A 25,450-nucleotide genomic window follows, 5' to 3' on the forward strand; every position below is an offset into this window, starting at 1 on the left:
TGCGGGCCGCTTCGACGCGGAAATCGTGCCGGTGGCGATTCCGCAGCGCAAGGGCGAGCCGCTGCAGTTCGCGACCGACGAGTTCGTGCGCCACGGCGTGACGGCCGAATCGCTCGCGGGCCTGAAGCCGGCGTTCAACAAGGAAGGCACGGTGACGGCGGCCAACGCCTCGGGCCTGAACGACGGCGCGGCCGCGGTCGTGGTGATGTCGGCGAAGAAGGCCGAAGCGCTGGGCCTCACGCCGCTCGCGCGCATCAAGGCGTACGCAAGCGGCGGTGTGGACCCGAAGATCATGGGCATGGGCCCGGTGCCGGCCTCAAAGCGTGCGCTGGAGCGCGCGGGCTGGTCGGTGAACGACCTCGATCTCTTGGAGATCAACGAGGCCTTTGCCGCGCAGGCGCTGGCCGTGAACAAGCAGATGGGCTGGGACACGTCGAAGATCAACGTGAACGGCGGGGCGATTGCGATCGGTCACCCGATCGGCGCGTCGGGCTGCCGGATTCTCGTGACGCTGCTGCACGAAATGCAGCGCCGCGATGCGAAGCGCGGTCTCGCCTCGCTGTGCATCGGCGGCGGCATGGGTGTGGCGCTCGCGCTCGAACGCGCTTGATTGCGCTTCATGCGATTGCCGGGGGGCGCTGTTAGCAGCGGCTAGCGGTTCGCCCCGGCGCTGCGAGCAACGCGTGGCGCGGGTGGTGGCAGCGGGAAGGAGCGAGGCCAGGGCCGTCGAAGGGCGCGCCAGGAAAACGATAATGGAGTGTGGTTTATGTCAGAGCGTATTGCGTATGTAACGGGCGGGATGGGCGGCATCGGAACCGGCATTTGCCAGCGGCTCGCCAAGCAGGGCTTCACGGTCATCGCCGGCTGCGGCCCGAATTCGCCGCGCCGCGTGAAATGGCTGGAAGACCAGAAGGCGCTCGGTTACGACTTCATCGCCTCAGAAGGCAACGTGGGCGATTGGGATTCGACGCGCCAGGCGTTCGACAAGATCAAGGCCGAAGTCGGCGAAATCGATGTGCTCGTGAACAACGCCGGCATCACGCGCGACGTGGTGTTCCGCAAGATGACGCGCGAAGACTGGACGGCCGTGATCGACACCAATCTCACGAGCCTCTTCAACGTGACGAAGCAGGTGATCGACGGCATGGTCGAGCGCGGCTGGGGCCGCATCATCAACATCTCGTCGGTGAACGGCCAGAAGGGTCAGTTCGGCCAGACCAACTATTCCACGGCCAAGGCCGGCATTCACGGCTTCACTATGGCGCTGGCTCAGGAAGTGGCGACCAAGGGCGTGACGGTCAACACCGTTTCGCCGGGCTATATCGGCACGGACATGGTGAAATCCATCCGTCCCGACGTGCTGGAAAAGATCGTCGCGACGATTCCCGTGCGCCGCCTCGGCGCACCCGAGGAAATCGCGTCAATCGTGGCGTGGCTCGCGTCCGACGAGTCAGGCTTTGCAACCGGTGCTGACTTCTCGCTGAATGGCGGGTTGCACATGGGCTGATCCCGAGCGCAGCGCGCTTGCAGGGAGCGCGCCAAGCTGGGATCGAGGACGGCAGCGGGCCTGTTTGCTCACCGGGGCAGGCCGTTTCCGGGCTAGACCAACGCGCGACGGCAACGGCCGCCGCGCGTTGGCGCTAACAAGGGCGACACATGACGACTACAAAGAAAACCGCCGAACGTCTCATCAAGAAGTATCCGAATCGTCGGCTGTACGACACGGAGACGAGCACGTACATCACGTTGACGGACGTGAAGCAACTCGTGCTGGAGCAGGAAGAGTTCAAGGTCATCGACGCGAAGACCAACGAGGATCTGACGCGCAGCATCTTGCTGCAGATCATTCTCGAAGAGGAAAGCGGCGGTCTGCCGATGTTCTCGTCGTCGATGCTGTCGCAGATCATCCGTTTCTACGGCCATGCGATGCAGGGCATGATGGGCACCTACCTGGAAAAGAACATCCAGGCGTTCATCGACATCCAGAACAAGCTCGCGGATCAGTCGAAGAGCCTTTACGAAGGCAACGCGATGAACCCCGAGGTCTGGTCGCAGTTCATGAACATGCAGGCGCCGATGATGCAGGGCATGATGACGAGCTACATCGAGCAGTCGAAGAACATGTTCGTGCAAATGCAGGAGCAGATGCAGAACCAGGCGAAGAACATGTTCAGTAGCTTCCCGTTCAAGCCCGTGACGCCGGGCGGCGCGGCGGCACCGGCACAGGGTGCACCCGCGGACGACGAGCAAGAGAAGAAGTAAGCGGCGCGACGCACACGGCGGGTGGCGCGCGCTGGCAAGGCCGCGGCGCGCCGTGGCGAAGCGTTGCCTCGCGAGCACGCCCCCCATTGGGCCGCCGTCTTCAGGCGCTTTGCAGCGCGCGCAAGGCTTCAGGGTGCGCCACGGCCAGGCGCAACAGGGTTTGCGCGGCGCCCGTCGGCTGGCGCCGGCCTTGCTCCCAGTCCTGTAGCGTACGCGTGGAAACGCCCAGCAGCGCAGCGAAGGCGCTTTGCGAGAGTCCGGCACTTGCACGCGCGAGCGAGGCGGCGGTGGATTGGCCGCGCGTGATGCGCGCTGTGCCGGCTTTCGTCTGACGCACCGGTTTCAGCAAATCGGCCTGAAACGCGTCCATTGTCTTTTTCATATTCGCGCTCTCCACGCAGCCGGTAGAAGGATGTGCTTGATCGCGCGCAATGCGCACCGGGCGAAAATTATCCCGATGCGCAGCTGGCAGGCGAGCCATAGGTGAACGAAGTTTGATCCTGCCCATATTTCATCCGACCCCGGCGCGTGCGGGTGCGTGTCTACCATGCTGCGCCGCACGATACGCCAAACGGGTAAAATGGCGGATTGGCTTGACCCTCGCGCGGCGCAACGAACGCCCTGCGCCCCACATCTGGATGTACACGTGAAAAACCCTGTTGAATCAACGACCTCCCGCAATCCTGCTCCGCGCGTCGGGATGGTTTCCCTCGGCTGCCCGTAAGTCACTCAAAATATACCGACGACGCAGATCCTCTCGGGTGGGTTTGTGATCGCGATAATGCATGCACTGCGCATATTCACCTCAGCAGCCTTTGTAGGCCGCAAAAATCACGTCGAATCGACCCTTCCGGCGCGGTAAGTAATGCTCGGTCCGATGGTAAGATTGCCGTCGAATCGATGCGACGGTCGCCCGTTGCTTTACATCCTACTTATTCCCCAATTTCCGGTTGCAGTCTTGTTTGCTTCATGTGCGCCCAAGCCCACAAGAAAATGTCAAGCTCTGCACTTGTGAGATAACTTATACGTTAATATCTTGCGTGTAGCTGCCGTTATCCAAGAAGCGTGGTCCATCTGCGAGGTGCTAAGCGCTCGTGGGGACGGTGTATTGAGTGATATCGAGGACGAGAAGGACTTGCATCGTTGCCTCGCGTTTCTTGAGCACGCAGCCAAAAACGGGCCGGAAGCGTTCGCGGAGAACAGGACGCATCACGTAGGCGACAACCCGAAGGTCTGGCAGTTTGATGTGACTGGCACCCTGCGGTTGCTGTACTTCTACGACGACGGGCGCATGATTGTTCTCACGAAAACGTTCTACAAATCCGGTGGAAAGTCTGGGAAGACCTCCAAGTCGCTGATCAAAGCCGCACAGAAGACGTACGCGGACTATTTGAAGGCGAAGCGGGACGGAACATTGGAATTTATTGTCGGAGATGAGGATGAAGATTAGTAGCCGCTACAAGGATGCATTCAAGCAGGCTCGCAAATCTCCCGAGTATTGGACTGAACGAGCGCTGCTCGAATTGACTCGACAGTTTGTCGAGTCAATGAAGAAGCTTGGGCTAACGCAAAAAGCGTTGGCGGAGCGACTGGATAAGAAGCCCGAGGCAATCAGCAGGGTGTTCAGTGGGCGTCACAATGTGACCGTGGCAACCGCTTCGCAGATTGCCCACGCGTTGGATATGCACCTTGAGATCAGATTGGAGCCGAACGTTAGTGAAGACCGCAAATCGGTTTTCAGCGTTACGTCGGATAGTGACGCGTTCGTGCCTAGAGACGGCGTCGTGGTCAAGAGCCGCCGACTTACGCTTATTCAAGGCACGAATGACACAATCACCACCGCTCCCTCATTTGACGTTCGTAAGGCAGCATGAACCGAGAGCTTCTCGAAAAAGTATTGCCGCACCTGCACGTGCAGACGGCATTTCCCACGCGCATAAGCACGACCGTGGCGCCATGGTATGACAGGCGCGTAGCGTTTGAGAGCTTCACTCGCGTAAATTGGACAGCTACCGAGATTTCAATTGCGGAGGTTGCCTATCCCGGCAACGGTGAGGAAAAAACCCTTAGCTTGCTGAAGTTTCTTGTGTCGACGCGTACGCGAGTAGTGCGGTCTGGGGAGGGCGGCCCGCCTCCAGATGACGTCGAGTTGAACGAAGATGATGTCGTCTGCGATTTGGCGGTTGATTTCGCTGTGGAATATGTCGTGGCAGGTTGCAAACCGGATGAACTCCCGCCGGAAGCATTGAGCGAGTTCACCACGCATAACATGCCGTATCACTTGTGGCCATATTACCGGCAAACCGTCCAGGACTTGGCTCTTAGGCTACAAGTGCCTATTCCAACCATACCGTCGTTCCGCGTTCCCAAGACACACCGTCCCGAGAGCTAATGTTGGCAGACACACAAGCGAATGCGTCTGGTAAATACTATTCGGTTGACCGAAGAGGCGTTTATTTCGAAGGGAAGGAGTTGGAGCTTGTGGCGAACGGTGTGGCGAACGGCGATGTTGAGTCGCACATCCATCAGCGCTATCCGCAAGGCTTTTCCCGCCACGGTCTTCAGTATTTCCGCGACTCTTGGATACCAGGCACCTTCGAAGATTGGCGCGGCGGAATGATTGAGCAACTGCTCGAGGCGACCAGGCTCGCGCACTATCCTGACAAGCCAGGCCGGTTTCAGTCGATGTTTGCGACTGATTCGCTAGATTCTGCAAAGAGATTCCGCGAGGGGCATGGGAGTCCGGAGCATGGGATCTACGAGATTCAGCCGCAAGGCAAGGTTCATCGTGGCGATATGGCGCTGCTCGCAGTTGGCAATACGTTCGCAACGACCGACCATAAGATGCATCTTTACTGGCAAGGCAAGACGCTCGAACTGGCCGGATATAGCCCGTTCTGGGAGCACGTCATCGAGCTGCCCGCGTTAGTGGTAGGACGGGTCGCTTAGCGATCCATAGTCGGCGACATTTGAGTCGCTAGAAAAAAGCGGCGCCGTGAGGCGCCGTTTTTCATTGCTTCGGCGGTTCTGGCGGTTTCGATAGTACGCGCAGATGTCCGGCGCCCCGCAGGAAGTTCCGATAGGACTCGATCGCGACATCCCATGCGGCGCGCGCTACTTCGGGCCCGGCTTCGATGACGCGCCCATCTTTGTCGACTACCGCCAGTTGTGCTGGCTCGCCATCGGGCGTGGTGAGTGTGAAGCCTTGGTAGCTGACCGCACTCATTTCGCAGTGCGTGAGCGCGGGTACCGGTGGTGCGGCTTTCGTGCTATCTCGCGTTGGCCCTTTCGAAGGATGCGTTGACTTGGTCACTTGTCGATCCTCCTAAAACTGATTACCCAGACCCACGGGTTGGCTTGCCACGATGACCCGCCGTGGATATCACGCCACAGGCGGGCAAAGCCATTGCGGTATGTTGGTTCACCGCAATGAACGGTTTTGTTGTCGCCAGCGTCAAGCCACGAAGGCGGGCAGCCTTCGGCCCGCGCGTCGATCTCGTTGACGTGATGCAGCCTTTCGCCACGCACCGCCGACACTTCCAGCGTGATCCTGGAAGCCGCGCGCGGCATGTGAATTGACGGCCGCCATTGACGACGGATTCCGTCCGGCGATTTTTCGAGGTCCGGCCCGAGTGGATCATCGAGGTAGTCGGCCCGGTAAAACACGTCGCACGCCGGCTCGTAAGGGCCGAAAGGGTGGTTGCTGTGCTGCCATGTCTCGCGTACCCAAAGACGGTCGCCGGGCTGGCCGTGAGGGCAGTGGTACGTGTCACGCATCCACAGTTCGCCTTCGCCATCGCGGCGAATCTCCGTCGAGCTGATGTGCGATTGCTTCACGATGCGGCGTGTTTGCGTCTTCCGGCCGTCGAGGATCGCGCGGACCATCACGCCGCTGAAGAGGATTGGGCGCTCTCTCATGCCTTACCCCTTGCCAGACTGGCGCTTGTCTCCTTGGCGGCCGGCAGCATCGGAAGAGGCATCCAATGTGTGACCGCCGGCCCGAGGTGTTCGATGAACTCGGAGTGTTCGTCCTGCCAGCGCTCCGAGTCATCGAGTTCGGCGCCGGACGCGAATTTGGCGACACCGGTCCACTTGCCATTGTGAGCAAGAACGAACGTCTCGAAAGGCGGGAGGTGTTCGAAGACGCTGATCCAAGGCCGCGCGAGCGGCAACAACGCCCGTACGCGCTTAACTTCGTCAGCGAGCACGATCTGGAAGCGTAGTCCTTCGTTTATGTCAAGGCCGTACGGCCCGTAGCTCTCGACAACGGCGAGCACCTCGTTGACGTGTTCTGGGACATCGCTGTGTTGCACGGACGTGCATGTGATCGTACGTCGTGCACCTACATAGCGCGCGTGGGACGCTGCAATAAATCGAATCTCTTCGTCGGATAGCGGGCAGACATGGGCCGCCGCGAATCGATCGAGCTCGTTGAGGTACATACGCAAGTGAGGCGGAATGCTGTGCCCGCCGTACAGCAGTTCTTCCATTTGTGTGCGGACGGCGAAGTCTTGGGGTTCATGCGTAGTGCTCATTGACGGGCCTCCGTTGTGCCAGTTGTACTGCCGCTCGGGCGGCCGTTGAGCCAGGCGACGCGGTTGGCGGCATCTTCGCGCTTTGCGTGGTCAGACTCGGGGTGCCAGCGGCCGGTCGGGTCGTAATGACCGACTGTCCAAACCCACGGTTCGATCTGTTCGTAGACGTACATGGCGCCTCCTGTCACCGTCCGCTGATTGGCAACATGCCGGCATCCTGCAGCGCGAGAATGTCCGCATCGATGGCGGCGTCGAGCGCATTTTTCGACTGGTACTCAACGCCGTTGAAGTAGATCTCCGTATCGATGCGCGAAAGCAAGTGCTGGTAACGCTCGGCGTCGGTGATCGCGTGGGTAGCTATAGTTGCGGCCAATGCTGCCGGCTCGGGTGTTGTTGCAGACTTTGCGGCGGCTGGTGCGGACGGAAACGGCCACGGTTCGACGGGCGAACGCGGAGGCTGCGAATCATTGAGTACAGACGGCAGCCGCGACTGTGCTTGGGGACTCGCGGACTTCTTTGCGGCCGGCGCTTTGCCGCTCTTTGCCGCGGCGGTCTTGACCGCTTTGGGCGTCACCCGTTTGCCGGCTGCTTTGGCGTCAGCGGAAGCCTTGGCGATCACTTCGGACGCTGAGCTTCCGTAGTGATCGAGCGCCTCGAGCGCGGCATTGGCGGACAATTCGTTAGCGATGACGCGGTCAAGAATCGACTTAGGAGCGGCCAATAGCCTTAGCAATTTGCCCACGTACTGGGGCGTGTAATCGACTCGCGTGCCGATGTCTTTTTCCGACATTCCATAGCCGGCCATGCGTTTGCAGACGATGGCCGTCTCGTATGGCGTGAGGCTCGCGTCTTCGTTCTCATTGATGAGTGCGGCCTGCAGGTCGGCCATATTCGTGCCGGGAGGCGTGGGAACTGCGTAGACAAAGGCCATCTCGGCGCCTTCGCTGATGGCAATATCAAAAGCCTCCAGTCGGCGGTGGCCGTCTATGAGATAGAGGATGCAGTCGTCGCCTTCGAGGACTGGGTGCAAGAGAACGGGCTTGTCTTTGCGAAAGCCGTCGCGAAGCATTGAGTCCGCATATCTGCGAACCTTGGCCCGGTACTGGGGCGTGCGAACGCGGACATTGAATTCGGGAAGAATGCGGATATTTGCCCGAGGCACCTTCCAAAGATCGTCAGATTTCGCACCAGCGGCCGCCATCGCCTTTTTCACGTTGGCGGCAGTGAGCTCGAGGTCGAACTCGTGAGGGATTGATTTCTTGCTCATGGGTTTAAACCTAGTTTTGTTGGCGGGGCGGCGGGGTTACTCGGCGCAGCGGCGGCGCGTCGACGGGCCGCAGTAGTTTCCGCGGCGCTTCGGGGCGGGGCGCCGCGACTGCGGGCACTTGCTGGCCTGCGCCGCCTGAATGGCGCTTTTGACGTCATGAGCAGAAGGGACGGAGATCGTCTCGAGCACAACTTGACGATTCCAGCGCAGCTGATGGAGCGTGTACTGGGTGTCGTCAAGGCGACGGCGCTGCACGGTATGGCCGCCAATGCTCAGCGGGGAATTTTCTCGTTCTAGCATATGCACTCCTAAGCAGTTGACTCGTCGGCATCATTGGCGCCGGCGCGTTTCAGGTCCGTCGTGACGGGCCTTCTTGTGGCTGCAAGTCGTACTCTCGTGACAGCTTCGATAACGCGCCTCATGGCGGGCGCTTTCATTCCGTGGTCAAAATCGCCGGCGCATTGACACCAGGCCCACGTGGCGCGCAGCTCGGAATCGGGCAGCGGAGGAAACTCGAATGGTGCTACATGGCCCGACCAGCGTTTGCCCGCAACGGGGCGGTAGGTTTCTTGGCGATGTGTCATTGCCGCCTCGCGTTGGTCAGGTCTGCGGGCGCCGGGCGGCCTGTTCGTGAGTCGTTGCCGAGCCGCATGCGTCCTCGAGCGCTCCAAGGGCCGAGACCGCCATAACGGCGAAGGCAGCGATCAGGCAGATCAGCCAGAGCGGCATAGGCTTGGGTGTGCTCGGCGTCGTCATCGCTTGCCCCCGGGGCGACGGGCGTCTGTGTAGCCGGACAGGTAGGCGAAGGAGCAGGACTGCGGCTCCGGCAGGTGGCGGTCCTGCCAGCCGCGCCCGTATTCACTGATCAGTACGGCTTCATCGCGTGCGAGGCGCGGTCGCTTGGCAGGGTTCGTCCACCGGACGGTCATGGCAGCGAGCGTCATGATTGGCGCTCCTGCTGGACGCTGATTTCCTCGACGGGTTCGCTCGCCCCACGAATCAACGCGGTAAGCAGCCAGGCAGCGAGCATGGTCAGAGCGAGCCAGGCGCCGAGGATCTTCACGGCGATCATGGCCGGCCTCCTGCTCTCGCAATAGCGGCCGCCCGCTCGTGGGCTCGCGTGGCGCCTTCGCCGGATACCCCGTCGCGGTCATTCAGTCGGCCCCAATCACACTTCTGGCCTGTGGTCATCAGGCCGAGCCCGTTGCGGATGATCTTATGGGCGAATTCGAGCTCCGCGAGAAGGCTCTCGACCGTCGAGGCGGCGTGCGGGACCTCGATTTTCAGGCCCGCTTCGAAGTCGCTTCGAAACTCGGTTTCGTTGAGTCCGTTCGCTTCACAGTGGGCGGCGGCGAGGAGGTCAAACGTCTCCGTGGCCGAGCTTAGGTAGAACGCAAGGCGTGCGTCGCTTTGGATGCGTTGCAGCACTGCTGCTACGGCGACGGGGGCTTTCAGCGTCGAACATTTCGGAGTAGTCGGGGCGCTTTGGGTATCGAACGCGCCGTTGGCGGAAGTGGCCATCGTTTCGGTCCATCACAGAGTTGCGATGGACCGAAGAATAAAGCAATGCTTTAAATGTAGCAAGCATTGCTTTTGTGATGTAAAGCAAGCTCACACGCTTTGTTGAGTGACTAGCTGCGCGGTCAGAGCTTGGATCAGTTCGGCGAGATCGCTGATGGCACGGGCGGTGACGCGAGAATATAACCCGCTGACCCGGACCAGAGCTGACCCGTCAGCCTGGATTTCCAGTGTAATTCGGCCGCGCATTGACGACGCATTCGTGTATCGGCGGGGTTTTGGTTTTTTGAATTTAACGACGTTCATGTCCGCCTCCAACGGGCGGCCCTGGCCTCATCGCGACGCATCTTGCCTCTCCAAAAAATGGGGGAGGACCACATTGGCTGTGATAATTGCTTTAATGACGCGCTGTAAAGAAGTGGAAAGCAGAGATTTGTTCTTAATCAAACAAAAGTCAAGAGTTTGATGTATTTATAATACATTTATATCCGTTTAACGAAATCAATCGCGAGATCGTTTCATTATCTTAATCTCCAGTTCGAGAATAATAATTATTTACTCCCGTATGGACTCTCTTGATGGATGTCAGAAAACAATCGCGTAAAAGAAAGTGATTCAATAGAGTCGTGTAGTAATAGCTCGTTGCTCTAATCCATCAACGAAAGAGGAGATGAGTGTGGTGTATTGCAGAGGCTGCGGTAGGGAGATTCACGAGAGCGCACTTGCTTGTCCCCAGTGCGGAGCGCCCCAAATCCCACAGAAGAAGACCCGAGACGTTTCGGCATTGTGGACGTTCGTGTTCGGATTCTTTTACTTTCTGGCTAAAGGGTGGATAAAGTCAGCGGTTGTTGCGCTTATACTTGCCGCCTGCACATTTGGAGTAACCTGGCTGGTCATTCCGTTTTTTGCACAGAGATTCGTGGATGCTGTTGAAGGCGATTGATTAAATATTCATGTGAAAAGCCCCGCTAAAGTGCGGGGCTTTTTGCTACGCCTTGCGTCGTTCGCTCGCTTTGGGCGCAAAAGCTGAGCCGACAGTATAAACGTCAGATTTGCCGCGGTCGGGCGTTTTTCTTTTTGCCGCTCCGAGCAAGATCTCGAGGCCATGCGCGATTTCTTCGATTTCCTTTTCACTGTGACCGCTGACCGCACGCAAGAGGCGAGCAGCTGCCGGGCTCACCTCAGTCGCCTCTGCGGAGCCACCCAGCCACCAGCTAACCGGATATCCGGTCAAGTCGGCGAGCTTGAGCAGTTGTGACTTGGCGATCCGACCGGTCCTTTTCCAACCGTTCACAGCTTGCCGTGTTACCTCGCACGCCGACGCAACCTCGGCGTCAGAGATGTTCTTATCCTCCAACACCCATGCGAGGCGCTCTCCCAAGTGCGCGAAAGTTTGATCTGAAGTCATGATCTCATTAAAGCATTGCTTTACTCGCGTGAGCAATGCTTGCTTTTCGCAAAGCATTGCTTTATAACGTGGGCCTATGAACCGTGCCCAATTTCAACTTCACCAGATTGCGATCCTGGATCTCGCTATCCGCGAGTGCTTCCAAGGAAGTGCCGCAAATTTCGCACGTGCGGTTGGCGTCTCTCCGCAGATGGTCACCCAGTGGCGTACGCGGAACGAGAAGCGGTGGCGGCCAATCAGTGCGGACCGCTGCTTCGACGTTGAAGTGGCGTGCGGCGGTCGCGTGACTCGGCAGATGTTCCGCCCCCTAGATTGGCATCGCAAATGGCCAGACCTGGTCAGGGCGACAGTCGAAAGCGAATTCTCTGCATTATCTCAAAAGGAGCTGACGTGAAACAAAGTCTGTCATCCAAGGATAGTCGGTCGGCGCCGCCGCCTGCCCAACGACCAGAGGTATGGCACGCGGTTAGTAACTGGCGGGGCATCGCACGCTGTAAGGACCCCGACGAGTGGCTCATCAGTCTGGACGGAGCCGACAACGTTGTTCGTCTCCGCATCCCCGTTAGCGCCGCCCGTGACCTCGCAGCCGCTATCAACGGTTATTGGAATTCGCTAGCGAACGATTCCCGGTGTCCAGTCAGCGAGATCGCCGGGGATTCCGAGCCTCGAGGGATCGACGTCGAGAAGTGGCACGGAGCCGACGAATAAATCGTCCGCGGCCGATCGGGCCGAGGGGTACGAACCGAGGTTTTCGCGGCCAAAGAAAATCTCCCAACGGCCGTCTCGCCTGAGTTCAATGCTGATGGTTCCGCGGTTCGTGCAGTAGCTGTATTTCGTGATGTACATGGTGTGGCCTCTGTTGTTCGAGGATCAATGGGCGAGGTCCTTTCGCATCTTGTCCACCTGGTCAGCGGCCTTGATCAGCTGGTGAGCGAATTCCCTCGTTCGGTCAGGATTGAGCGCGAAGTAGGGCGTATCGAACGTGTCTTGGTTGCCTTGGCCATCGGGCACCTGGTAGGCAAAGCGGATTGCCACGGCGTGATCGGCTTCAACTCCGCCAAGGTGCCAGGCCGAAACCGCGAAAAGCGAAAGGTCTTCTTCGCTTGCGAAGCCGTACATATCGTGTGAGGGAGGGTGGTTCACGTGTTCTCCTGTGGTTTGTAGGATTGAGTGAATTTATTCGTAGGACTAAGCATGCCGTGTCGGGTTATGGCGCGCCACCCTGGATTCTTTCACAGGCGTTGGACTCCTTCTCTCTAAATGAGGTGAGCTTTTGACTGCAGTATCGGCGACGGTCGCTGAAAGGTCACGCAAGGCACAGAGCCTCGCCTTGCAGCGCATTTCAGCAACCGGACAAAACACCATCGCGGATGAAATCGGCCTTTCAGCGGCCACGGTTTCGAGGTGGGTGGGCGAAGACCTCGAGCGCGCGTGCCAGGTGCTGAGTGCAGCCGGTCTGAAGCTGGTCCCCGCCGAGATGCAATGTTTCCCGCCCCGCAAGGTGGCGATATTGATGGAACTGGCCCGTGACCATCTCAACCAGCTTGAGACGGTTGAACAGCTTCAATGGGAGTAGCTATGCGTAGGAGATCTTTTCATGCAACTGCGGTCTATACGTTGCCATCGGGGCGCCACGCCCGTTTCGTGATGCAGCGTCGTGTCGCTGGTGACTTTGGCGGCATCGAACTGGATTTCTGCTACCTCGACACCGCGGACACAGTGTCACTCTCGGCGGCCGGCGCGCGATCGGTCAAGCCGTTCGCCTTTATTGCGGCTGTGGACGGCGCAGCAGATGTTCTGGAGCGCGGGAGCGCGGCAGGGTGAGCCATGCGATTTACGCCTGGTATGGCCTGCTGCAACGTGTACCGCGAGCAGGCCGGCTTGTGTTGCGACTACGGGCAGCAACTCGCGTGCGCAATGGGCGAACTTGCCCGACTGGCCGAGACCGCGCCGTCTTCGGTGCCCGCCTTTCTGCGTGCTGCCCTGGAGGCATTTACCGACGAGCCTGGGTGGTTGGCCTCGGCCGCCCGGCGCACATCCGTCATGCCTTCATTTGTCGAGTGCGCGGCCCGACATTGCGCGGGGCTCCCCTCGAAAACGGACCGCCGAGAGTTCCGTGACCGGATAGCCGGCTATCTGAGCGCGGACGAACTCCGCGAATTCACTGACGCGCACGCGGCCGAATGGTCGCGGCTGCGTGGTCTTTCTCCACCAGGCTGAAATCGAGTTTCCGCGTACTGAATCCCGGTGCGTGGGGCATCTCGTGTCCGGCCGTTTCTCCCAATCCACGCAATGGCTACACTCGAACAAATCGTCCAGCAGCTACAGGCTGCGGGTCACCCGCGTCTGCCGGATGGCCACCCGATAGCAGACGGAAAGCCGCACCGCTACGGGCCAAAGAAGAAACACTGGTATTCGCTCCACGAGGTCGTGCGCGCTGGCCGCGTCATCGGTTACAGAGGGGCGTTTGGTTTCTGGTCCGGCGACGATAATGGCGCATCGCCTTTTGAATGGAGCGGCGACGCATTGTCGGCCGAGGATCTTGCGGCGACGCGCGCACGGCAGGAAGCCGTCGAGCGCGAGGAAGAGCGAAAACGGGCCGAGGCGGCCCGGCTTGCCTCCAATCGCGCTCGCACGCAATGGCAGGAGGCGCGTGACGAAGGATCGTCCGCGTACCTGGAGAAAAAGAAAATTACGCCGGAGGGCGTGCGGTTCGATGACGAGGGGCAGGTGCTGGTGCCGATGTTCCAGTACGCGGACGGCTTCCGGCTCGCCGGGCTGCAGAAGATCACGCCGAACGGCGCCAAGCGATTCAACAGGGGCATGGAAAAACGTGGGGCGGCGTTCGTTCTTGGCGACATTGGGGATGACACACAGATAGCGATGATCGCCGAGGGCTATGCGACGGGGCGCTCGATCCGTATGGCGACGGACGAGGCTGTCCCGCTCGCGGTGTGCTTTGACGCGGGCGGTATCTTTCCCGTCGCCCGCTACCTTCGCGACGCTTACCCGAACCTGCGCCTTCTCATTTGCGCCGATGACGACTGGACGCTCGAGCAGCGCGTGCGTGACCACCTCGCCGAAGAGTACGGCTACGCCGGCGATATTGAAGTCGGAGGGCCGGCGGCCAGAATCGAATGCCGGCAGACCGCGTATACGGTTCAGGTGCAGCGGGTCGCGGATGAATACGGGCTCGAGCACCTCGAGCTCGTCATTGGCAACGATGCCGGGCCGGAGCGCCGGCGTCGCTTCGAGAATACGGGCCTCAAGCGTGCGTATGAGGCGTTAGCCGCGGTCGGCAACGCCGGGGTCACATGGCCGCACTTCACGGCCCGAGGCGAGCGCAAGCTGACGGACTTCAACGACCTGCATTGCGAGGAAGGGCTCGATATCGTCAAGGCGCAGCTCGAGGCCGCATTGTTGCGTGCGTTATCGGGTGATTCGGTCGACGCGCATGCTGGGGAGCACGCGGACAAGGTGGCGCCTGACCCGTTGTATGAGCAGGCCGCCGCAATCGTGTGCGAATCGGGCCGGGCGTCGATATCGCTTGTTCAACGCCATCTGCGTATCGGATATAACCGGGCCGCGATCCTGCTCGAGGCGATGGAGTCCGCTGGCATGGTTTCGCCGGCATCGAGTTCTGGCGTAAGACGCGTGATCGGCCCGCAGGGGCCGGCGGTGACTTCGGCTGACGCTGCGATAGGGGAGTCGCGCGAAAGCCCGGCCAACGGCTCCTATACGTGGCAGATGGGCCTTCGCAGGACAGACAAGGGCGCCGTGAAGCCCGATCTCGACAATGTCATCGACATCCTGCTGAATGACGAGGCTTGGGCGGGCGTGCTCGCCTACGAGCAGTTTTCGCAACGGACCATGAAGCTCAGGCCGCCGCCGGGAGAGGCCGGTACAACCGGCGAATGGACCGACGACGACGATGTGCAGCTCACGTATTGGCTCGGCAAGACGTGGTCGATTACACCTCGTCGCGAGATTGTGGTCGATGCCGTGTCGGCCGTCGCGCGGCGCCATGCTTACCACGTGGTGCGAGACTATCTCGGCTCGCTTGAGCATGATGGCGTGTCACGGCTGGAGACGTGGCTGGTCGACTACCTGGGTGTGGAAGACTCGGAGTATGTGCGGCTGGCCGGCCAGAAATGGCTGATTGGTGCGGTAGCGCGCGTGATGCGTCCGGGTTGCAAGATGGACAATGTGCTGATCCTCGAGGGCGCCCAGGGCGCCGGCAAGTCGCGCACGATTGCCACGCTTTTCGGCCAGCAATGGACCACAGACGCAAACCTGTCCCTGTCCGACGCGAACACGCCGATTGTGATGCGCGGCAAGTGGGCGATTGAACTCGCCGAGCTCGATTCACTCAGTAAGGCAGGCACGGCCGAGGCCAAGCGGTGGATCACGACCGCCGTTGATACGTTCCGGCCGCCGTATGGGCGTCGCGCGATCGATGTGCCACGACAGTGCGTGGTCGTCGGCACGGTGAATTTCGATACCTACCTCAAGGACGAGTCAGGCAACCGGCGGTTCTGGCCGGTCAAGGTGGCCGGCACCATCGATCTCGCGCGGCTGAAGGCGGACCGTGACCAGATCTGGGCAGAGGCGTATCTCGCGTTCTGTGAATGGGAACGGGCCAATGAAGAAGCCGGCGGCGAGATGCCGTCACCGTGGCAGGTGACGCGCGATGAGGCGCCGCTGTTCGAAGTGGAGCAGGCAGCGCGTTATGAGGGCGATGTGATGGAGTCGCTGATTGCCGACTTCATTCAGCATCGCGGCAGGGTGACGGTCGAGGAGATCCTGTTTGACTGCCTCAAGCTCGAGATATCTAAGGCCACCAAGAACGAACAGCGCCGTGTTGGGAGCGCAATGAAAGCGCTGGACTGGGTGCGCAAGCGTGAAACGACGGGGGCGCGACGCTGGTACTATGTGCCCCCCGAACCGGCGCTGAAGCCCGTAGTGGTTCCTCCTTCCTCATTGCGCCGGTCCGCGGAGGATGATGATGCGCCGCTCTGAATACACACGGCGCGCCACGCGCCACGATTCGGAAAACTGTTGGCGCGCGCAAGCGTTGAAACTGGCGCGCCACTTGTGCCTTTTCAGCGCGCCGCGCCTCTTCCGTCCGCCGTCCCGCTGTCCCTTGGCCGCTCCGCATTCCTGTGCGCCGGCGCGCGACATGCGCGACGTGAGGGCGCATGTCGCGCATGTCGCGCGGACCTGCTCACATTTTCTGTTTTCAAAGGACAGTGGGACAAGAGGACGGAATGTGTCCCGAACCCGCAAGCCAGCCGAGGGGAGGGCATATGACGCTCGATGAACGACTCGATAACTGGGCGAAAGCGCAACGGTATGCGGACGGGTGCGGCGGTGGTCGTGCCGCGAGTGTCTATTTCGCGGGCGGTGGCGGTGCGGTGATATCAAGCGACATTGACCTGGCGGACGCGCGGCGCGTTGAGCTCGCTTGGCGCAAGTTGATGCCGTTCGCGAAAGCGCTGCTCAAACTGCACTACATGGAACGCCAGCCCAGCATGGTGATATGCCGAAAACTCGGCATCAGGGCTCGGCCGCCGGGAGCGTACGACCAGGCGCTTTGTCAGGCCAAGCGGGAGATCGGAGGCATGCTTGAATCAGAGGCCCGCGCAGGCATGCTTGCAAATTCCGACCATACGGACTAGACTGCGCGCAAAATCTGATCCGCCTTCGTGGCGTGCGAGTTCGGGCTGTCCCCGGACCTTCGCACGCCCAGGCAAATGTGAAAGCCTCGTCGCGCAAGCGTCGGGGCTTTTGTGTTTCTGCGGTTACGCGTGGTGGCGAGCATGGGCGGTTTCGAGCTGAAGGCGAACATCGAGGATGCGCTCGGCTTCAGTGCGAAGCTCTTCTACAACCAGATCCCTTATGCGACCGCACGCGCACTGACGGCCACGGCCAAAGCCGCGCAGGAGGCGGTGCAGGCTGAGATGAAAACTCAGTTTGACCGCCCGACGCCGTACACGCTGAACAGCGTCTACACAAAGCCGGCGACGAAAGCGGACCTGATGGCGCGGGTCTGGATCAAGGACGATACCTACAAGGGTACGCCCGCGTCGAAGTATCTCGGCCCGGAAATCTACGGCGGTGACCGGAGCCTGAAGCGATTCGAGCGGGCGCTGCAAGCACGTGGTCTGTTGCCGGCCGGAATGGTGGCCGTGCCGGGTGGCGCCGCCGAGCTCGACCAGTACGGCAACGTCTCGCGCGGTCTGATTGTCGAGGTGCTGTCCTATCTCGCCGCGTTTGGCGAGCAGGGCTACAAGGCCAACATGTCCGGGCGCAAGCGCGAACGCCTGCAGCGCGGAACGAAAACGTCACGCGGTTACAACTACTTCGTCCTGCTCCAGCGTGAGGGCAAACTGCCGCCCGGCATCTACAAGCGGCTCGCTTATGGGGCTGATCCGCGTGTCGCGCATCTGGCCTATGGCGCCGCGAAACCTGTTTTCGTTTTCGTGAAGGCACCGAAGTACAAGCCGCGTTTGCCGTTCTTCGAGGTGGCGCAGCGGGTCGGTGAGGCGCGTTACGAGGAAGAGTTCGTGAAGGCATTCGAGGCGGCGGTCTCAACCGCGCGATGAGATACACCAGCGAGCGAGTGGGCGGTCGGTCCCGGCGGGCAGCGGAGGTTGCGCATCAGACCCGCCGGGGATGCCAGGCGGCGACGGGTCCTTACTCGCGATCGAAAAATGAGGGTAATTCGAACCTCGTTTTGAACGTGATTTTCGGAAATTTTCAGGGTAGCCAGTGGGGGTAGCCAGGTAGCCAATCCGGTAGCCAGTGGTAGCCGCCCGGGTCAGGAGCGCACGATATGCCGGAGGTCAGCCAGCGGGAGTTCGCGCGCATGATGGGCGTGACGCATCGCGCCGTGCAAAAAGCGATCGCGGCAAAGCGGATCTCGGTCACGGCATCCGGGAAGGTCAACCCGGAAACAGCGCGGATGGAGTGGCAACGCAACACTGATGAGGGCCGCAAGTCTTTCGAGGATCTGTCGAGGCAAGCGCAGCACGCGGTGCAGGTTGGGTCTCAGGGTTCGAACGCGGCAAGGAGTGCCGTTGAGGCGATGCCGGCGCTGCTTGACGAGCGTGACGCGGAGACGGATGTAGGCGACGCCGACGAGGCGTTGCCGGCTGCGTCGGGAAGCGATCCGCTGATGCAGCAGTATCGGGCGGCACGCGCTGCCCGTGAGCAAACGCGGCATGCACGCGAGCAGCTCGAGCTCGAGCAGCTGCGCGGCAACCTGATCGACGTGGAAGTAGCGCAGCGCCTCGCGTTCACGGCCTTGCGGACCGTACGCGACGCGGTGATGAACGTTGCAGTGCGCGTGAAGGACGAACTGGCGGCGGAGACAGACGAAGGTCGAATTCAGCGGCGTCTTGAGGACGAGCTGGCCGCAGCGTTGAATGCGATCGACAGCAAACGCATCCTGCGGGAAATCGAGGCGGACGAATCTGATGGGAGCGATTGACCGGTTCGTCCAGACGCTGGTAGAGGCCGTTCGCCCGGACGAGCGCATCGGCATCGCCGAGTGGGCCGAGCGCTTTCGCGTCCTGCCGGAGGGTAGCCCCGAGCCGGGTAAATGGCGCAACGAGCGCACGCCGTACCTTGTGGGCATCATGGACGCCCTGTCGGGCATGCCTAGCGCCGTAACGCGTCATTCGCATGATGACACGCGGCTCTTCGACAACGCCTGGGTGCGCGTTGTCGGCATGCAGAAAGGTCACCAGCTCGGCGGATCGGCGCTCGGCGAGAACTTCATCGGCAAGTCGATTACCAGCGCAGCAGGGAACATTCTCGCAGTGTTCGCGACGAACGATGACGGCGAAAAGTGGGAGCTCGACCGGTTTGAACCGATGCGCCTCTCGACGCCAGAACTACGCCGCCGCGTTCGCGACTCGGGCAAGAAGGGAAGCGACAACACCAAGCGGCGCAAACGGTTTCCGGGCGGCATGCTGAATATCGTTTCGGCTACGCGTGCTGGGCGGCTGAAGTCCACGACCGTGCGCTACGTGCTGCTCGAGGAGATCGATGAGTACGAGCTGAACGTTGACGGCCAGGGCAACCCGATCGATTTGGCGGAAAACCGCACGAGCAACTACGGGCGGCGGGCGAAGATTTTTGCGAACAGTACGCCCACGATTGAGGGGCGATCGCAGATCGCAAAACTCTACGCGCGGGGTGACCAGCGGCGCTATTTCGCGCGGTGCCCGGAGTGCAGTCATCCGCAGTTCTTCGAATGGAAGAACATGAAGTGGCAGGACGGTGAGCCAGACACAGTGCGTTACTACTGCTCCGACTGCGGTGCTGGAAGCCCGGAACACGCGTGGAAAACGCGCGGCTATGAAGGCGCGTACTGGATGCCGACCGCGACGGGCGACGGCAAGACGGCGAGCTTTCACCTCTCGGCCCTCTATGCGCCGATCGGCTGGCGCCCCTGGGCTGAATTGGTCCGGGACTGGGTGGTCGCGCAACAGGATGTCGAGAAGCTGATCGCCTTCGTGAACAACGCGCTGGCCGAGTGCTGGCGAGACAAGACGGCGGAGCTCAAGTGGGAGGTGGTCAAGCGCCGCGCGGAGCCCTATGCACTTCGCACGGTGCCGCGCGGTGTGCTGGCCATCACAGCCGCAGTCGACACGCATCCGGACCGTCTGGAAGTCGTGGTTGACGGCTGGGGCCGCCATCTCACTAACTGGACGATCGACCATATCGTGATACGCGGGGATCCGGCCACGCCGGCGCCGTGGGCGGCGCTGGACAAGGTCCGCGAGACGGCGTTCAGCAATGCGTTCGGCGTGCCGATGCGTATCGAACTGATGGGCATCGATACGGGCGGCAACCGCACGCAGGACGTGTACGACTATTGCCGGACGCGCAAGCATCAAGGCGTGTTTGCACTGAAAGGCGCGAAGGACCGGCACAAGCCGGTCATCGGTCGGCCGACGCTGCAGGACGTGACGCGCAAGGGTGCCACATTGAAGAACGGGGTCCAACTCTGGCCGGTCGGGACCGACACGGCCAAGGCGCGTATCTACGCTGCGCTCTTGGGCGATGAGGAAGCCGAACCAGCCGATCGGCGGATGCGCTTTAGTGTGGCGCTCGATGACGAGTTCTACAAGCAGCTCTTGGCCGAGGCGTACAACGCGGCGAAGGACCGGTGGGAAAACGTACGGCCGCGCAATGAGGTTCTGGACTGCAAGGTCTACAACTTGGCGTGTGCGTACCATCCGCGGCTGCGTTTGCATCTCATGACGGAGGCGGAATGGATCGAACGTGAGGCCGTCTTTGAGCCGCGCGTGAAGGACCTATTTCACGGTCCCACGGAGGTGCCTGATGAGGGCGCTGAGGCGAACGCGGAAGCGTCCGTTGAGATGGAAGCGGAAGCGACATCGCAAGAGACAGCCGGCGCGGACAGTGAAGCGGCAGACTATTCCCAATCGCGCGGCCGCTCCTCGTGGGTCGGTGCGCGTTCAAACTGGATCAACAGGCGGTGACATGGCATTCACTCAGCAGGATCTCGACAACATCGATCGCGCGATCGCCACTGGCGAGCTCGAGGTGCGCTACGACGGCAAGGAAGTGAAGTTCCGCAGCATTGACGACCTCAAGAAGGCCCGCGATCTCGTTGCTGCGGAACTGGCAGCGCAGTCTGGCAAGCCGCGGCAGCGCTCATCGATGGCCATCACGAACATGAACTTCTGATATGCGTGAGTCGCTACTCGACAGGGCGATAAGCTGGGTAAGCCCCGCGGCCGGCATTCGCCGCATGCGTGCGCGCGTTGCACTCGATTCAGCACGGTCAGTGCTGAAATCGGAGCGCGGCTACGATGGCGCGGGCAAGGACGTGCGCGGTCTGAACTGGCGCACGCCAAGCACCAGTGGCAATGCCGAGCTTGTGCCGGCGCTTTCGGTCCTGCGTAACCGGTCGCGCGATCTCGTGCGCAACAATCCGTTCATCAAGCATGCCCTGCGTGTCTGGGCCGCGAACATGATCGGTACAGGCATTGTCGCGAAGTTCGCGAAGCCGCGTGTGCAGGCGCTATGGAATGAATGGATTGCGGTTTGCGATGCGGACGGGCTGCTCACCTTTGGCGGGCTTCAGTTGATGGTCGCGCGCGCGCTCCGGGAATCGGGCGAGTGCCTGGTTCGTTTTCGCATCCGGCTCGACACGGACGGCCTGGACGTTCCGTTGCAACTGCAGGTGCTCGAGTCGGACTACCTCGATACCTCGCGCACCGGCATGATTGAGGGCGGCTTCTGTGTGGCCGGCGTGCAGTTCGATCGTATCGGCCGAAGGGTCGGCTACTGGCTTTTCGACCAGCACCCGGGCGACATCGTGCAGATCGCCTCGAACGTGCAGAGCCGCCTGGTTCCGGCAAACGAGGTTCTCCACGTCTTTGATCCGACTGACCGGCCCAACACCGTGCGCGGTTTGCCCGAGTTCGCCGTGGCGATCTGGGCGGCGCGAGACTCGGATGAATATCGCGAAGCGCAGCGCGTACGCAAGAAGATTGAGGCGTGCTTTGCGGCGTTCGTCGTGAGTGACAGTGATATGGGCCAGCCAACTGGCCGGCGGGTACCCGGTGAGCGTACGGGGCCGACGCCGGCGCCTGTGGAGGAGATCGTGCCCGGAATGATTTCGCATCTCAACCCGGATGAGGATATCCGCTTCACGACACCGTCGCCGGTCTCCGACTATGAGCAATTCATGCGGGTCGAACACCGTGGCATCGCTGCCGGTTCCGACGTGACGTATGAGCAGATGACCGGTGACTTCAGCCAGGTGAATTTCACCAGCGGCCGCATGGGGAAAATCGAGTTCAAGCGCATCCTTGAGCAGCAGCAGTGGCTCATCTTCATTCCGCGGTTTTGCGATGCAGTCGCGAACCGGTTCGTGGAAGTGGCCTATCTGGCGGGCAAGACCCAGAAGGCGTCATGCCCGCGCGACTGGACGGCGCCGCGCATCGAGATGACTGATCCGCAGCGCGAGACTGCAGCGCTTGCCATGCAGGTCGACGAACGGTTCATCAGCCGGCAGGAGGCACAACGCCAGATGGGGCAGGACCCGGCGACGATGGATCGGGAGATTGCGGAGGACCCCTACAGGAATTCGACGCCTGCCTCGCCATCGGCGGTTGACGCCGGCGAGGGCGACAGTCCGATGCCTGACGACAGCAAGCCCGGTACGCCGGCACCGAAACAGGACTGAAGGCCCGCAAATCGCGGGCCTTTTTAATTGGAGGTTTGAATGGCGAAACCGACTTTCCAGCGGCAAGGGGTTCAACCGTCAATGGAAGCGGCACTGCCGCTCTCACGTCGCGACATGCCGATCGTTTCAGTGGATACCGCCACGCGGACGGTCGACTGCACATGGACAGCCGGTGCACAAGTGTTGCGATACGACTGGTACCGCGATCGGCCCTACCTGGAAGAGCTGAGCACAGACCCGGAGCACGTGAACATGCAACGCCTCCAATCGGGCAACGCCCCGGTGTTGAATGCACACAACGCATGGGACGTAACGGATGTCATTGGCGTCGTGGAATCCGCGTCCATGACCGGCAACGGAGCTGGAACCGCACGGCTCAGATATTCGAACCGCGACGATGTCACGCCCATTTGGCAAGACATCGAGGACAGGATTCTACGTAACGTTTCCTTTGGTGCCCGCATCAACCAGCTGGAAATGATTCCTCCTGGTGCCGAGGGCAATGAACTGTGGATCTATCGCGCAACGAACTGGGAGCCTTACGAAATCTCTCCCGTTCCGGTCGGTGCAGATCCAGACGCAACGATGCGCGGCGGGGGCGGCCCGAGCGCGGACTCGCCTCGTCTTTTCCCATGCGTATTTACCGAACGATCCATCAACAACGGGGTGCAAACCTCATCGACACAGAGGGCCAACGTCATGGCGACAACCGAAGGGCAGGTACAACCGACTCAGGAAGCCACAGCGGCGCCGGTGCAACAGCCCGGGGCGAGCGGCGCAGGACCGGATGACGGAGCAACGCAACGCGCGGAGGGCGCGCGACTCGAACGCCAGCGCATCGCTGACATTCAGGGCGCTGTGCGTGCGGCGCGTCTCACCGACTCCGAAAACCTGATTCGTGGATTTATTGACGCGGGGACTTCGGCTGATACGGTTCGTGCGGAAGTGCTGCGGCGGCTTGCGGAGCAGGGCGATGCTCAGCAGGTACAGGGGCAGCGTGTCGACGCGAGCGTGGTCGACAACTCAACGCAGCGCCGCGAGGCGATGGTCAACGCGCTCATGCACCGCGTCAATCCGGCCGTCGAACTTTCCGAGCAAGGTCGGTCGTATCGCGGCATGACGTTGCGCGAACTCTGCCGCGCCTCCCTCGAGGACCACGGCATTGCTACGCGCGGCATGAACGTGCGCGAGATCGCGGGTATTGCGCTGGGTGTGGTGCAGCGTGGCGGCTACCAGACGACCGGCGATTTGCCGCTCGTATTCGGCGCCGTGATTGCGCGCACGATGCGCCAGGCGTACCAGGCCGCACCGAAGAGCTTTACCGCCTGGGCACGGCAAACCACGATCACCGATTTCCGCCCGGTGACGCGCGTGGCGTTCGACGGCGCCGTGAAACTCGAAAAGGTCAACGAGGCGGGCGAGTACAAGTACGGCAGCCTCGTTGACAGCGGCGAGACCTACCAGCTCGGGACGTTCGGCAAGATCGTCGCCTTCACGCGGCAGATGATCATCAACGACGATCTCAGCGCCCTCGAGCGCCTGCCGATGCTGTTCGGCAATGCCGCCGCTGATCTGGAGTCGGACATCGTGTACGGCATCCTCACGTCGAATCCGAAGATGAGCGATGGGCTGCCTGTGTTCGACCCGAAACACAACAACGTCGGGACCGCAGCTGATATCGACGTCGACGCGCTTTCGGCGGGCCGAACGGCGATGCGTACGCAGAAGTCCCCCGGCGGCACGCTTCTGAATCTCTCGCCGTCAACGTTGCTGGTGCCGGCCGCGCTCGAGACGCGCGCGCAACAGATGACCAGCGCCGGCTATACGCCGAACGAGGCCGGCAAACAGAACCCGTTCACCAACACGCTCACGCCGGTGGCCGAGGCGCGGCTCGATGCGTCGAGTCCGAGTACCTGGTACCTGATGGCCAGCGTTGGCCGGATCGATACCGTCGAGTTCGCGTATCTGGATGGCGAGGCCGGCCTCTATACGGAACAGGCCGTGGACTTCGATGTCGACGGGATGAAGGTCAAGGGGCGGCTGGACTTTGCCGCCAAGGCGATCGACTTCCGCGGCATGTACCGCGTGACTGCGAAGTGACCGCGCGTTAGTTCCGACCAGCTACTGGAGATCAGCATGCAGAATTTCGTACAGAAGGGCGACACGCTCACCTTTACCAACAGCAAGGCAGTAGCAAGCGGCCAGCTCGTGCTCATCGGCTCGTTGCCGTGTGTCGCGTGTGCGAACTATCCCGCGGGTATCGAAGGCGAATACCGGACGGAGGGCGTCTACGACGTGACGGCGGTTGCAGCCGATATCGCGTCAGCCGGCGATCGCGCGTACTTCAACGGTACGGCGGTGAGTGCGACTGGTACAACCGCCATCGGCATATTCGTCCTCGACAAGGCCAAGACCGCGACGACCGCGCGCGTACGTCTCGACGGCGTAAGTGTTGCGCCGGCAGCTTGAGGGGGCACGACATGGGCGGCATGGACTATGCCCGTTTCTGGCCCGCGTTCAAGTCGGCGGGCCTGCTTGAGCGTGTGACGCTCGTCGGTGAGCCGCCGCTGGAGTTCGACGGCGGTCTCAACCGGCCGGACCGTGGCATCTTCGACGAACGCGCACAGGCGGGCGAAAACATTCTGGAATACCAGACCGCAGACGTTCCGGGCATGCGCGTGGGTGCGCAGCTCGTCATCGAGCGCGGGCCGAACGCCGGAACCTACAAGGTGACCCGCAAGCCGATGCAGGACCGCGCCGGGTACTTCTCGACGGTTCCACTGGAGCGCTTGCGATGACGTCACCCGTTGACGAAGTGCTCGACGCGTTCGCAGAAGCGGCGGGAAAAGTCCCCGAGCTTGCAGGGCACGTCTGGATCGAGCGCGAAGACGTGGTGACGCGCGAGGAGATGCCGGGCCTGCTGATCCTGCCGGGGGCACTCAATCCGGTGGACCTCGGCGACGACACGACGGTACTGCAGCTCGGCGTGCGCCTGCTGCTCTACGTTGCAGGCGCACGACCGTCCCGCAGTTTCTACCCGCTCTCGGCGGCTGTGCATCGGGAGCTCTGCTGGAGCGAGACGCTTCAGCGGCTCGCAACTGACTTGCCCCAGCCAATCGTTGAGGAGCCGACCTACAACGACTTCGACGGTTTCAGCGGGTGCGCAGAGGTGCGCTATACGCTGCGCCTGCCTGTCGAGCGTGATGACCCTTCACAACCAGCGTAATCGC

37 protein-coding genes are annotated in these 25,450 nt (G+C 61.3%); 23 read left to right on the forward strand and 14 right to left on the reverse strand.

Going from position 1 to position 25,450, the window contains the following annotated elements:
• From U5A57_RS27480 to phaR, 3 genes are all read left to right on the forward strand, one after another.
• The coding region (locus U5A57_RS27480; protein ID WP_321914779.1) for an acetyl-CoA C-acyltransferase at nt 1-610 on the forward strand (610 nt) is incomplete at its 5' end.
• Between the two features lie 156 nt (nt 611-766).
• Complete coding sequence (locus tag U5A57_RS27485) at nt 767-1,507, forward strand: 3-ketoacyl-ACP reductase (protein ID WP_321914780.1); 741 nt, start codon at nt 767-769, stop codon at nt 1,505-1,507.
• Nucleotides 1,508-1,656: 149 nt separating this feature from the next.
• A complete protein-coding gene (gene phaR / locus U5A57_RS27490; protein ID WP_321914781.1) occupies nt 1,657-2,262 on the forward strand; it encodes a polyhydroxyalkanoate synthesis repressor PhaR in 606 nt (201 codons plus the stop codon).
• A gap of 100 nt (nt 2,263-2,362) precedes the next feature.
• Here phaR and U5A57_RS27495 read toward each other — a convergent pair whose 3' ends face one another.
• Nucleotides 2,363-2,644 (reverse strand): helix-turn-helix domain-containing protein, encoded by a 282-nt coding sequence (locus U5A57_RS27495; RefSeq protein WP_321914782.1) that lies wholly within the window; start codon nt 2,642-2,644, stop codon nt 2,363-2,365.
• Nucleotides 2,645-3,370: 726 nt separating this feature from the next.
• On the opposite strand from U5A57_RS27495, the gene U5A57_RS27500 reads away from it, so the two are divergent.
• Genes U5A57_RS27500 through U5A57_RS27515 form a run of 4 tightly spaced genes read left to right on the forward strand, consistent with a single transcriptional unit; the run spans nt 3,371 to nt 5,211 of the window.
• Nucleotides 3,371-3,712, forward strand: a complete 342-nt coding sequence (locus U5A57_RS27500) for a type II toxin-antitoxin system RelE/ParE family toxin (protein WP_321914784.1) — start codon at nt 3,371-3,373, stop codon at nt 3,710-3,712.
• Entirely contained in the window at nt 3,702-4,136 is a 435-nt protein-coding gene (locus U5A57_RS27505) for a helix-turn-helix transcriptional regulator (protein ID WP_321914785.1), read from the forward strand. The genes U5A57_RS27500 and U5A57_RS27505 overlap by 11 nt, the downstream gene beginning before the upstream one ends.
• Nucleotides 4,133-4,654, forward strand: coding sequence for a hypothetical protein (locus tag U5A57_RS27510; protein ID WP_321914786.1), 522 nt, complete (start codon nt 4,133-4,135; stop codon nt 4,652-4,654). The genes U5A57_RS27505 and U5A57_RS27510 overlap by 4 nt, the downstream gene beginning before the upstream one ends.
• A complete protein-coding gene (locus U5A57_RS27515; RefSeq protein ID WP_321914787.1) occupies nt 4,654-5,211 on the forward strand; it encodes a DUF2441 domain-containing protein in 558 nt (185 codons plus the stop codon). The genes U5A57_RS27510 and U5A57_RS27515 overlap by 1 nt, the downstream gene beginning before the upstream one ends.
• Nucleotides 5,212-5,272: 61 nt before the next feature.
• On the opposite strand, the gene U5A57_RS27520 is transcribed toward U5A57_RS27515, so the two are convergent.
• From U5A57_RS27520 to U5A57_RS27565, 10 genes are all read right to left on the reverse strand, one after another.
• Nucleotides 5,273-5,488 carry a hypothetical protein gene (locus U5A57_RS27520; protein ID WP_321914788.1) on the reverse strand — a complete coding sequence of 72 codons (216 nt, stop codon included), beginning with the start codon at nt 5,486-5,488 and terminating at the stop codon, nt 5,273-5,275.
• Nucleotides 5,489-5,571: 83 nt separating this feature from the next.
• Nucleotides 5,572-6,180 carry a hypothetical protein gene (locus U5A57_RS27525; RefSeq protein ID WP_321914789.1) on the reverse strand — a complete coding sequence of 203 codons (609 nt, stop codon included), beginning with the start codon at nt 6,178-6,180 and terminating at the stop codon, nt 5,572-5,574.
• Nucleotides 6,177-6,797: a DUF551 domain-containing protein gene (locus tag U5A57_RS27530; RefSeq protein ID WP_321914790.1), complete on the reverse strand. Its 621-nt coding sequence runs from the start codon at nt 6,795-6,797 to the stop codon at nt 6,177-6,179. Before U5A57_RS27530 ends, U5A57_RS27525 begins: the two co-directional genes overlap by 4 nt.
• Nucleotides 6,794-6,970, reverse strand: a complete 177-nt coding sequence (locus U5A57_RS27535) for a hypothetical protein (RefSeq protein WP_321914791.1) — start codon at nt 6,968-6,970, stop codon at nt 6,794-6,796. Before U5A57_RS27535 ends, U5A57_RS27530 begins: the two co-directional genes overlap by 4 nt.
• A gap of 11 nt (nt 6,971-6,981) precedes the next feature.
• A complete protein-coding gene (locus tag U5A57_RS27540) occupies nt 6,982-8,064 on the reverse strand; it encodes a hypothetical protein (protein ID WP_321914792.1) in 1,083 nt (360 codons plus the stop codon).
• A 36-nt stretch (nt 8,065-8,100) separates the two neighbouring features.
• Nucleotides 8,101-8,364 carry a hypothetical protein gene (locus U5A57_RS27545; protein ID WP_321914793.1) on the reverse strand — a complete coding sequence of 88 codons (264 nt, stop codon included), beginning with the start codon at nt 8,362-8,364 and terminating at the stop codon, nt 8,101-8,103.
• A 452-nt stretch (nt 8,365-8,816) separates the two neighbouring features.
• The gene (locus tag U5A57_RS27550) at nt 8,817-9,008 is read right to left on the reverse strand and encodes a hypothetical protein (RefSeq protein ID WP_321914795.1); all 192 of its coding nucleotides are present in this window, start codon (nt 9,006-9,008) and stop codon (nt 8,817-8,819) included.
• Complete coding sequence (locus U5A57_RS27555; protein WP_321914796.1) at nt 9,005-9,136, reverse strand: hypothetical protein; 132 nt, start codon at nt 9,134-9,136, stop codon at nt 9,005-9,007. Before U5A57_RS27555 ends, U5A57_RS27550 begins: the two co-directional genes overlap by 4 nt.
• Nucleotides 9,133-9,585 carry a hypothetical protein gene (locus tag U5A57_RS27560; protein ID WP_321914797.1) on the reverse strand — a complete coding sequence of 151 codons (453 nt, stop codon included), beginning with the start codon at nt 9,583-9,585 and terminating at the stop codon, nt 9,133-9,135. Before U5A57_RS27560 ends, U5A57_RS27555 begins: the two co-directional genes overlap by 4 nt.
• Nucleotides 9,586-9,675: 90 nt before the next feature.
• On the reverse strand, nt 9,676-9,888 hold the full coding sequence (locus U5A57_RS27565; protein ID WP_321914798.1) for a hypothetical protein: 213 nt from the start codon (nt 9,886-9,888) through the stop codon (nt 9,676-9,678).
• Between the two features lie 364 nt (nt 9,889-10,252).
• Between U5A57_RS27565 and U5A57_RS41710 the strand changes: the two genes are divergently transcribed.
• Nucleotides 10,253-10,525: a hypothetical protein gene (locus U5A57_RS41710; protein ID WP_415774668.1), complete on the forward strand. Its 273-nt coding sequence runs from the start codon at nt 10,253-10,255 to the stop codon at nt 10,523-10,525.
• Nucleotides 10,526-10,570: 45 nt separating this feature from the next.
• Here the strand turns inward: U5A57_RS41710 and U5A57_RS27570 are convergent, their stop codons facing one another.
• Nucleotides 10,571-10,990, reverse strand: coding sequence for a helix-turn-helix domain-containing protein (locus U5A57_RS27570; protein WP_321914799.1), 420 nt, complete (start codon nt 10,988-10,990; stop codon nt 10,571-10,573).
• A gap of 76 nt (nt 10,991-11,066) precedes the next feature.
• On the opposite strand from U5A57_RS27570, the gene U5A57_RS41715 reads away from it, so the two are divergent.
• Complete coding sequence (locus tag U5A57_RS41715) at nt 11,067-11,384, forward strand: transcriptional regulator (protein WP_415774669.1); 318 nt, start codon at nt 11,067-11,069, stop codon at nt 11,382-11,384.
• Nucleotides 11,385-11,602: 218 nt separating this feature from the next.
• Here the strand turns inward: U5A57_RS41715 and U5A57_RS27575 are convergent, their stop codons facing one another.
• Nucleotides 11,603-11,836: a hypothetical protein gene (locus U5A57_RS27575; RefSeq protein WP_321914800.1), complete on the reverse strand. Its 234-nt coding sequence runs from the start codon at nt 11,834-11,836 to the stop codon at nt 11,603-11,605.
• Nucleotides 11,837-11,860: 24 nt separating this feature from the next.
• On the reverse strand, nt 11,861-12,133 hold the full coding sequence (locus tag U5A57_RS27580; RefSeq protein ID WP_321914801.1) for a hypothetical protein: 273 nt from the start codon (nt 12,131-12,133) through the stop codon (nt 11,861-11,863).
• A gap of 130 nt (nt 12,134-12,263) precedes the next feature.
• On the opposite strand from U5A57_RS27580, the gene U5A57_RS27585 reads away from it, so the two are divergent.
• The 14 genes from U5A57_RS27585 (at nt 12,264) to U5A57_RS27650 (ending at nt 25,446) form a co-directional block, all read left to right on the forward strand.
• Entirely contained in the window at nt 12,264-12,566 is a 303-nt protein-coding gene (locus U5A57_RS27585) for a CII family transcriptional regulator (protein ID WP_321914802.1), read from the forward strand.
• Nucleotides 12,567-12,634: 68 nt separating this feature from the next.
• Nucleotides 12,635-12,814, forward strand: coding sequence for a hypothetical protein (locus tag U5A57_RS27590; protein WP_321914803.1), 180 nt, complete (start codon nt 12,635-12,637; stop codon nt 12,812-12,814).
• Nucleotides 12,815-12,907: 93 nt separating this feature from the next.
• Nucleotides 12,908-13,210 carry a hypothetical protein gene (locus U5A57_RS27595; protein WP_321914804.1) on the forward strand — a complete coding sequence of 101 codons (303 nt, stop codon included), beginning with the start codon at nt 12,908-12,910 and terminating at the stop codon, nt 13,208-13,210.
• A 72-nt stretch (nt 13,211-13,282) separates the two neighbouring features.
• Nucleotides 13,283-16,009, forward strand: coding sequence for a VapE domain-containing protein (locus U5A57_RS27600; protein WP_321914805.1), 2,727 nt, complete (start codon nt 13,283-13,285; stop codon nt 16,007-16,009).
• Nucleotides 16,010-16,296: 287 nt separating this feature from the next.
• On the forward strand, nt 16,297-16,668 hold the full coding sequence (locus U5A57_RS27605; protein WP_321914806.1) for a hypothetical protein: 372 nt from the start codon (nt 16,297-16,299) through the stop codon (nt 16,666-16,668).
• 141 nt (nt 16,669-16,809) lie between these two features.
• On the forward strand, nt 16,810-17,595 hold the full coding sequence (locus U5A57_RS27610) for a hypothetical protein (protein WP_321914807.1): 786 nt from the start codon (nt 16,810-16,812) through the stop codon (nt 17,593-17,595).
• 230 nt (nt 17,596-17,825) lie between these two features.
• Nucleotides 17,826-18,482, forward strand: coding sequence for a hypothetical protein (locus U5A57_RS27615; RefSeq protein WP_321914808.1), 657 nt, complete (start codon nt 17,826-17,828; stop codon nt 18,480-18,482).
• Entirely contained in the window at nt 18,469-20,505 is a 2,037-nt protein-coding gene (locus tag U5A57_RS27620; RefSeq protein ID WP_321914809.1) for a phage terminase large subunit family protein, read from the forward strand. Before U5A57_RS27615 ends, U5A57_RS27620 begins: the two co-directional genes overlap by 14 nt.
• Before the next feature lies 1 nt (nt 20,506).
• Nucleotides 20,507-20,713 carry a phage head-tail joining protein gene (locus U5A57_RS27625; RefSeq protein ID WP_321914810.1) on the forward strand — a complete coding sequence of 69 codons (207 nt, stop codon included), beginning with the start codon at nt 20,507-20,509 and terminating at the stop codon, nt 20,711-20,713.
• 1 nt (nt 20,714) lies between these two features.
• Complete coding sequence (locus tag U5A57_RS27630) at nt 20,715-22,220, forward strand: phage portal protein (protein ID WP_321914811.1); 1,506 nt, start codon at nt 20,715-20,717, stop codon at nt 22,218-22,220.
• Between the two features lie 81 nt (nt 22,221-22,301).
• Entirely contained in the window at nt 22,302-24,320 is a 2,019-nt protein-coding gene (locus U5A57_RS27635) for a prohead protease/major capsid protein fusion protein (protein ID WP_321914812.1), read from the forward strand.
• Between the two features lie 36 nt (nt 24,321-24,356).
• A complete protein-coding gene (locus U5A57_RS27640) occupies nt 24,357-24,689 on the forward strand; it encodes a DUF2190 family protein (RefSeq protein ID WP_321914813.1) in 333 nt (110 codons plus the stop codon).
• A gap of 20 nt (nt 24,690-24,709) precedes the next feature.
• Nucleotides 24,710-25,018, forward strand: a complete 309-nt coding sequence (locus tag U5A57_RS27645) for a hypothetical protein (protein ID WP_321914814.1) — start codon at nt 24,710-24,712, stop codon at nt 25,016-25,018.
• Nucleotides 25,015-25,446, forward strand: a complete 432-nt coding sequence (locus U5A57_RS27650) for a hypothetical protein (protein WP_321914815.1) — start codon at nt 25,015-25,017, stop codon at nt 25,444-25,446. The genes U5A57_RS27645 and U5A57_RS27650 overlap by 4 nt, the downstream gene beginning before the upstream one ends.
• Nucleotides 25,447-25,450: the final 4 nt, after the last annotated feature.

The organism is Paraburkholderia sp. J11-2, assembly GCF_905220185.1.
Lineage (GTDB): Bacteria > Pseudomonadota > Gammaproteobacteria > Burkholderiales > Burkholderiaceae > Paraburkholderia.

Coding starts and splice junctions, on each gene's coding strand:
- U5A57_RS27550 (WP_321914795.1), bottom strand. CDS start 9,008: ATGACGCTCGCTGCCATGACCGTCCGGTGGACGAACCCTGCCAAGCGA.
- U5A57_RS27540 (WP_321914792.1), bottom strand. CDS start 8,064: ATGAGCAAGAAATCAATCCCTCACGAGTTCGACCTCGAGCTCACTGCC.
- U5A57_RS27605 (WP_321914806.1), top strand. CDS start 16,297: ATGACGCTCGATGAACGACTCGATAACTGGGCGAAAGCGCAACGGTAT.
- U5A57_RS27485 (WP_321914780.1), top strand. CDS start 767: ATGTCAGAGCGTATTGCGTATGTAACGGGCGGGATGGGCGGCATCGGA.
- U5A57_RS27560 (WP_321914797.1), bottom strand. CDS start 9,585: ATGGCCACTTCCGCCAACGGCGCGTTCGATACCCAAAGCGCCCCGACT.
- U5A57_RS27615 (WP_321914808.1), top strand. CDS start 17,826: ATGCCGGAGGTCAGCCAGCGGGAGTTCGCGCGCATGATGGGCGTGACG.
- U5A57_RS27620 (WP_321914809.1), top strand. CDS start 18,469: ATGGGAGCGATTGACCGGTTCGTCCAGACGCTGGTAGAGGCCGTTCGC.
- U5A57_RS27520 (WP_321914788.1), bottom strand. CDS start 5,488: ATGAGTGCGGTCAGCTACCAAGGCTTCACACTCACCACGCCCGATGGC.
- U5A57_RS27495 (WP_321914782.1), bottom strand. CDS start 2,644: ATGAAAAAGACAATGGACGCGTTTCAGGCCGATTTGCTGAAACCGGTG.
- U5A57_RS27570 (WP_321914799.1), bottom strand. CDS start 10,990: ATGACTTCAGATCAAACTTTCGCGCACTTGGGAGAGCGCCTCGCATGG.
- U5A57_RS27600 (WP_321914805.1), top strand. CDS start 13,283: ATGGCTACACTCGAACAAATCGTCCAGCAGCTACAGGCTGCGGGTCAC.
- U5A57_RS41710 (WP_415774668.1), top strand. CDS start 10,253: ATGAGTGTGGTGTATTGCAGAGGCTGCGGTAGGGAGATTCACGAGAGC.
- U5A57_RS27565 (WP_321914798.1), bottom strand. CDS start 9,888: ATGAACGTCGTTAAATTCAAAAAACCAAAACCCCGCCGATACACGAAT.
- U5A57_RS27640 (WP_321914813.1), top strand. CDS start 24,357: ATGCAGAATTTCGTACAGAAGGGCGACACGCTCACCTTTACCAACAGC.
- U5A57_RS27650 (WP_321914815.1), top strand. CDS start 25,015: ATGACGTCACCCGTTGACGAAGTGCTCGACGCGTTCGCAGAAGCGGCG.
- U5A57_RS27515 (WP_321914787.1), top strand. CDS start 4,654: ATGTTGGCAGACACACAAGCGAATGCGTCTGGTAAATACTATTCGGTT.
- phaR (WP_321914781.1), top strand. CDS start 1,657: ATGACGACTACAAAGAAAACCGCCGAACGTCTCATCAAGAAGTATCCG.
- U5A57_RS27575 (WP_321914800.1), bottom strand. CDS start 11,836: ATGTACATCACGAAATACAGCTACTGCACGAACCGCGGAACCATCAGC.
- U5A57_RS27535 (WP_321914791.1), bottom strand. CDS start 6,970: ATGTACGTCTACGAACAGATCGAACCGTGGGTTTGGACAGTCGGTCAT.
- U5A57_RS27530 (WP_321914790.1), bottom strand. CDS start 6,797: ATGAGCACTACGCATGAACCCCAAGACTTCGCCGTCCGCACACAAATG.
- U5A57_RS27555 (WP_321914796.1), bottom strand. CDS start 9,136: ATGATCGCCGTGAAGATCCTCGGCGCCTGGCTCGCTCTGACCATGCTC.
- U5A57_RS27525 (WP_321914789.1), bottom strand. CDS start 6,180: ATGAGAGAGCGCCCAATCCTCTTCAGCGGCGTGATGGTCCGCGCGATC.
- U5A57_RS27635 (WP_321914812.1), top strand. CDS start 22,302: ATGGAAGCGGCACTGCCGCTCTCACGTCGCGACATGCCGATCGTTTCA.
- U5A57_RS27510 (WP_321914786.1), top strand. CDS start 4,133: ATGAACCGAGAGCTTCTCGAAAAAGTATTGCCGCACCTGCACGTGCAG.
- U5A57_RS27610 (WP_321914807.1), top strand. CDS start 16,810: ATGGGCGGTTTCGAGCTGAAGGCGAACATCGAGGATGCGCTCGGCTTC.
- U5A57_RS27630 (WP_321914811.1), top strand. CDS start 20,715: ATGCGTGAGTCGCTACTCGACAGGGCGATAAGCTGGGTAAGCCCCGCG.
- U5A57_RS27545 (WP_321914793.1), bottom strand. CDS start 8,364: ATGCTAGAACGAGAAAATTCCCCGCTGAGCATTGGCGGCCATACCGTG.
- U5A57_RS41715 (WP_415774669.1), top strand. CDS start 11,067: ATGAACCGTGCCCAATTTCAACTTCACCAGATTGCGATCCTGGATCTC.
- U5A57_RS27505 (WP_321914785.1), top strand. CDS start 3,702: ATGAAGATTAGTAGCCGCTACAAGGATGCATTCAAGCAGGCTCGCAAA.
- U5A57_RS27595 (WP_321914804.1), top strand. CDS start 12,908: ATGGGCGAACTTGCCCGACTGGCCGAGACCGCGCCGTCTTCGGTGCCC.
- U5A57_RS27645 (WP_321914814.1), top strand. CDS start 24,710: ATGGACTATGCCCGTTTCTGGCCCGCGTTCAAGTCGGCGGGCCTGCTT.
- U5A57_RS27625 (WP_321914810.1), top strand. CDS start 20,507: ATGGCATTCACTCAGCAGGATCTCGACAACATCGATCGCGCGATCGCC.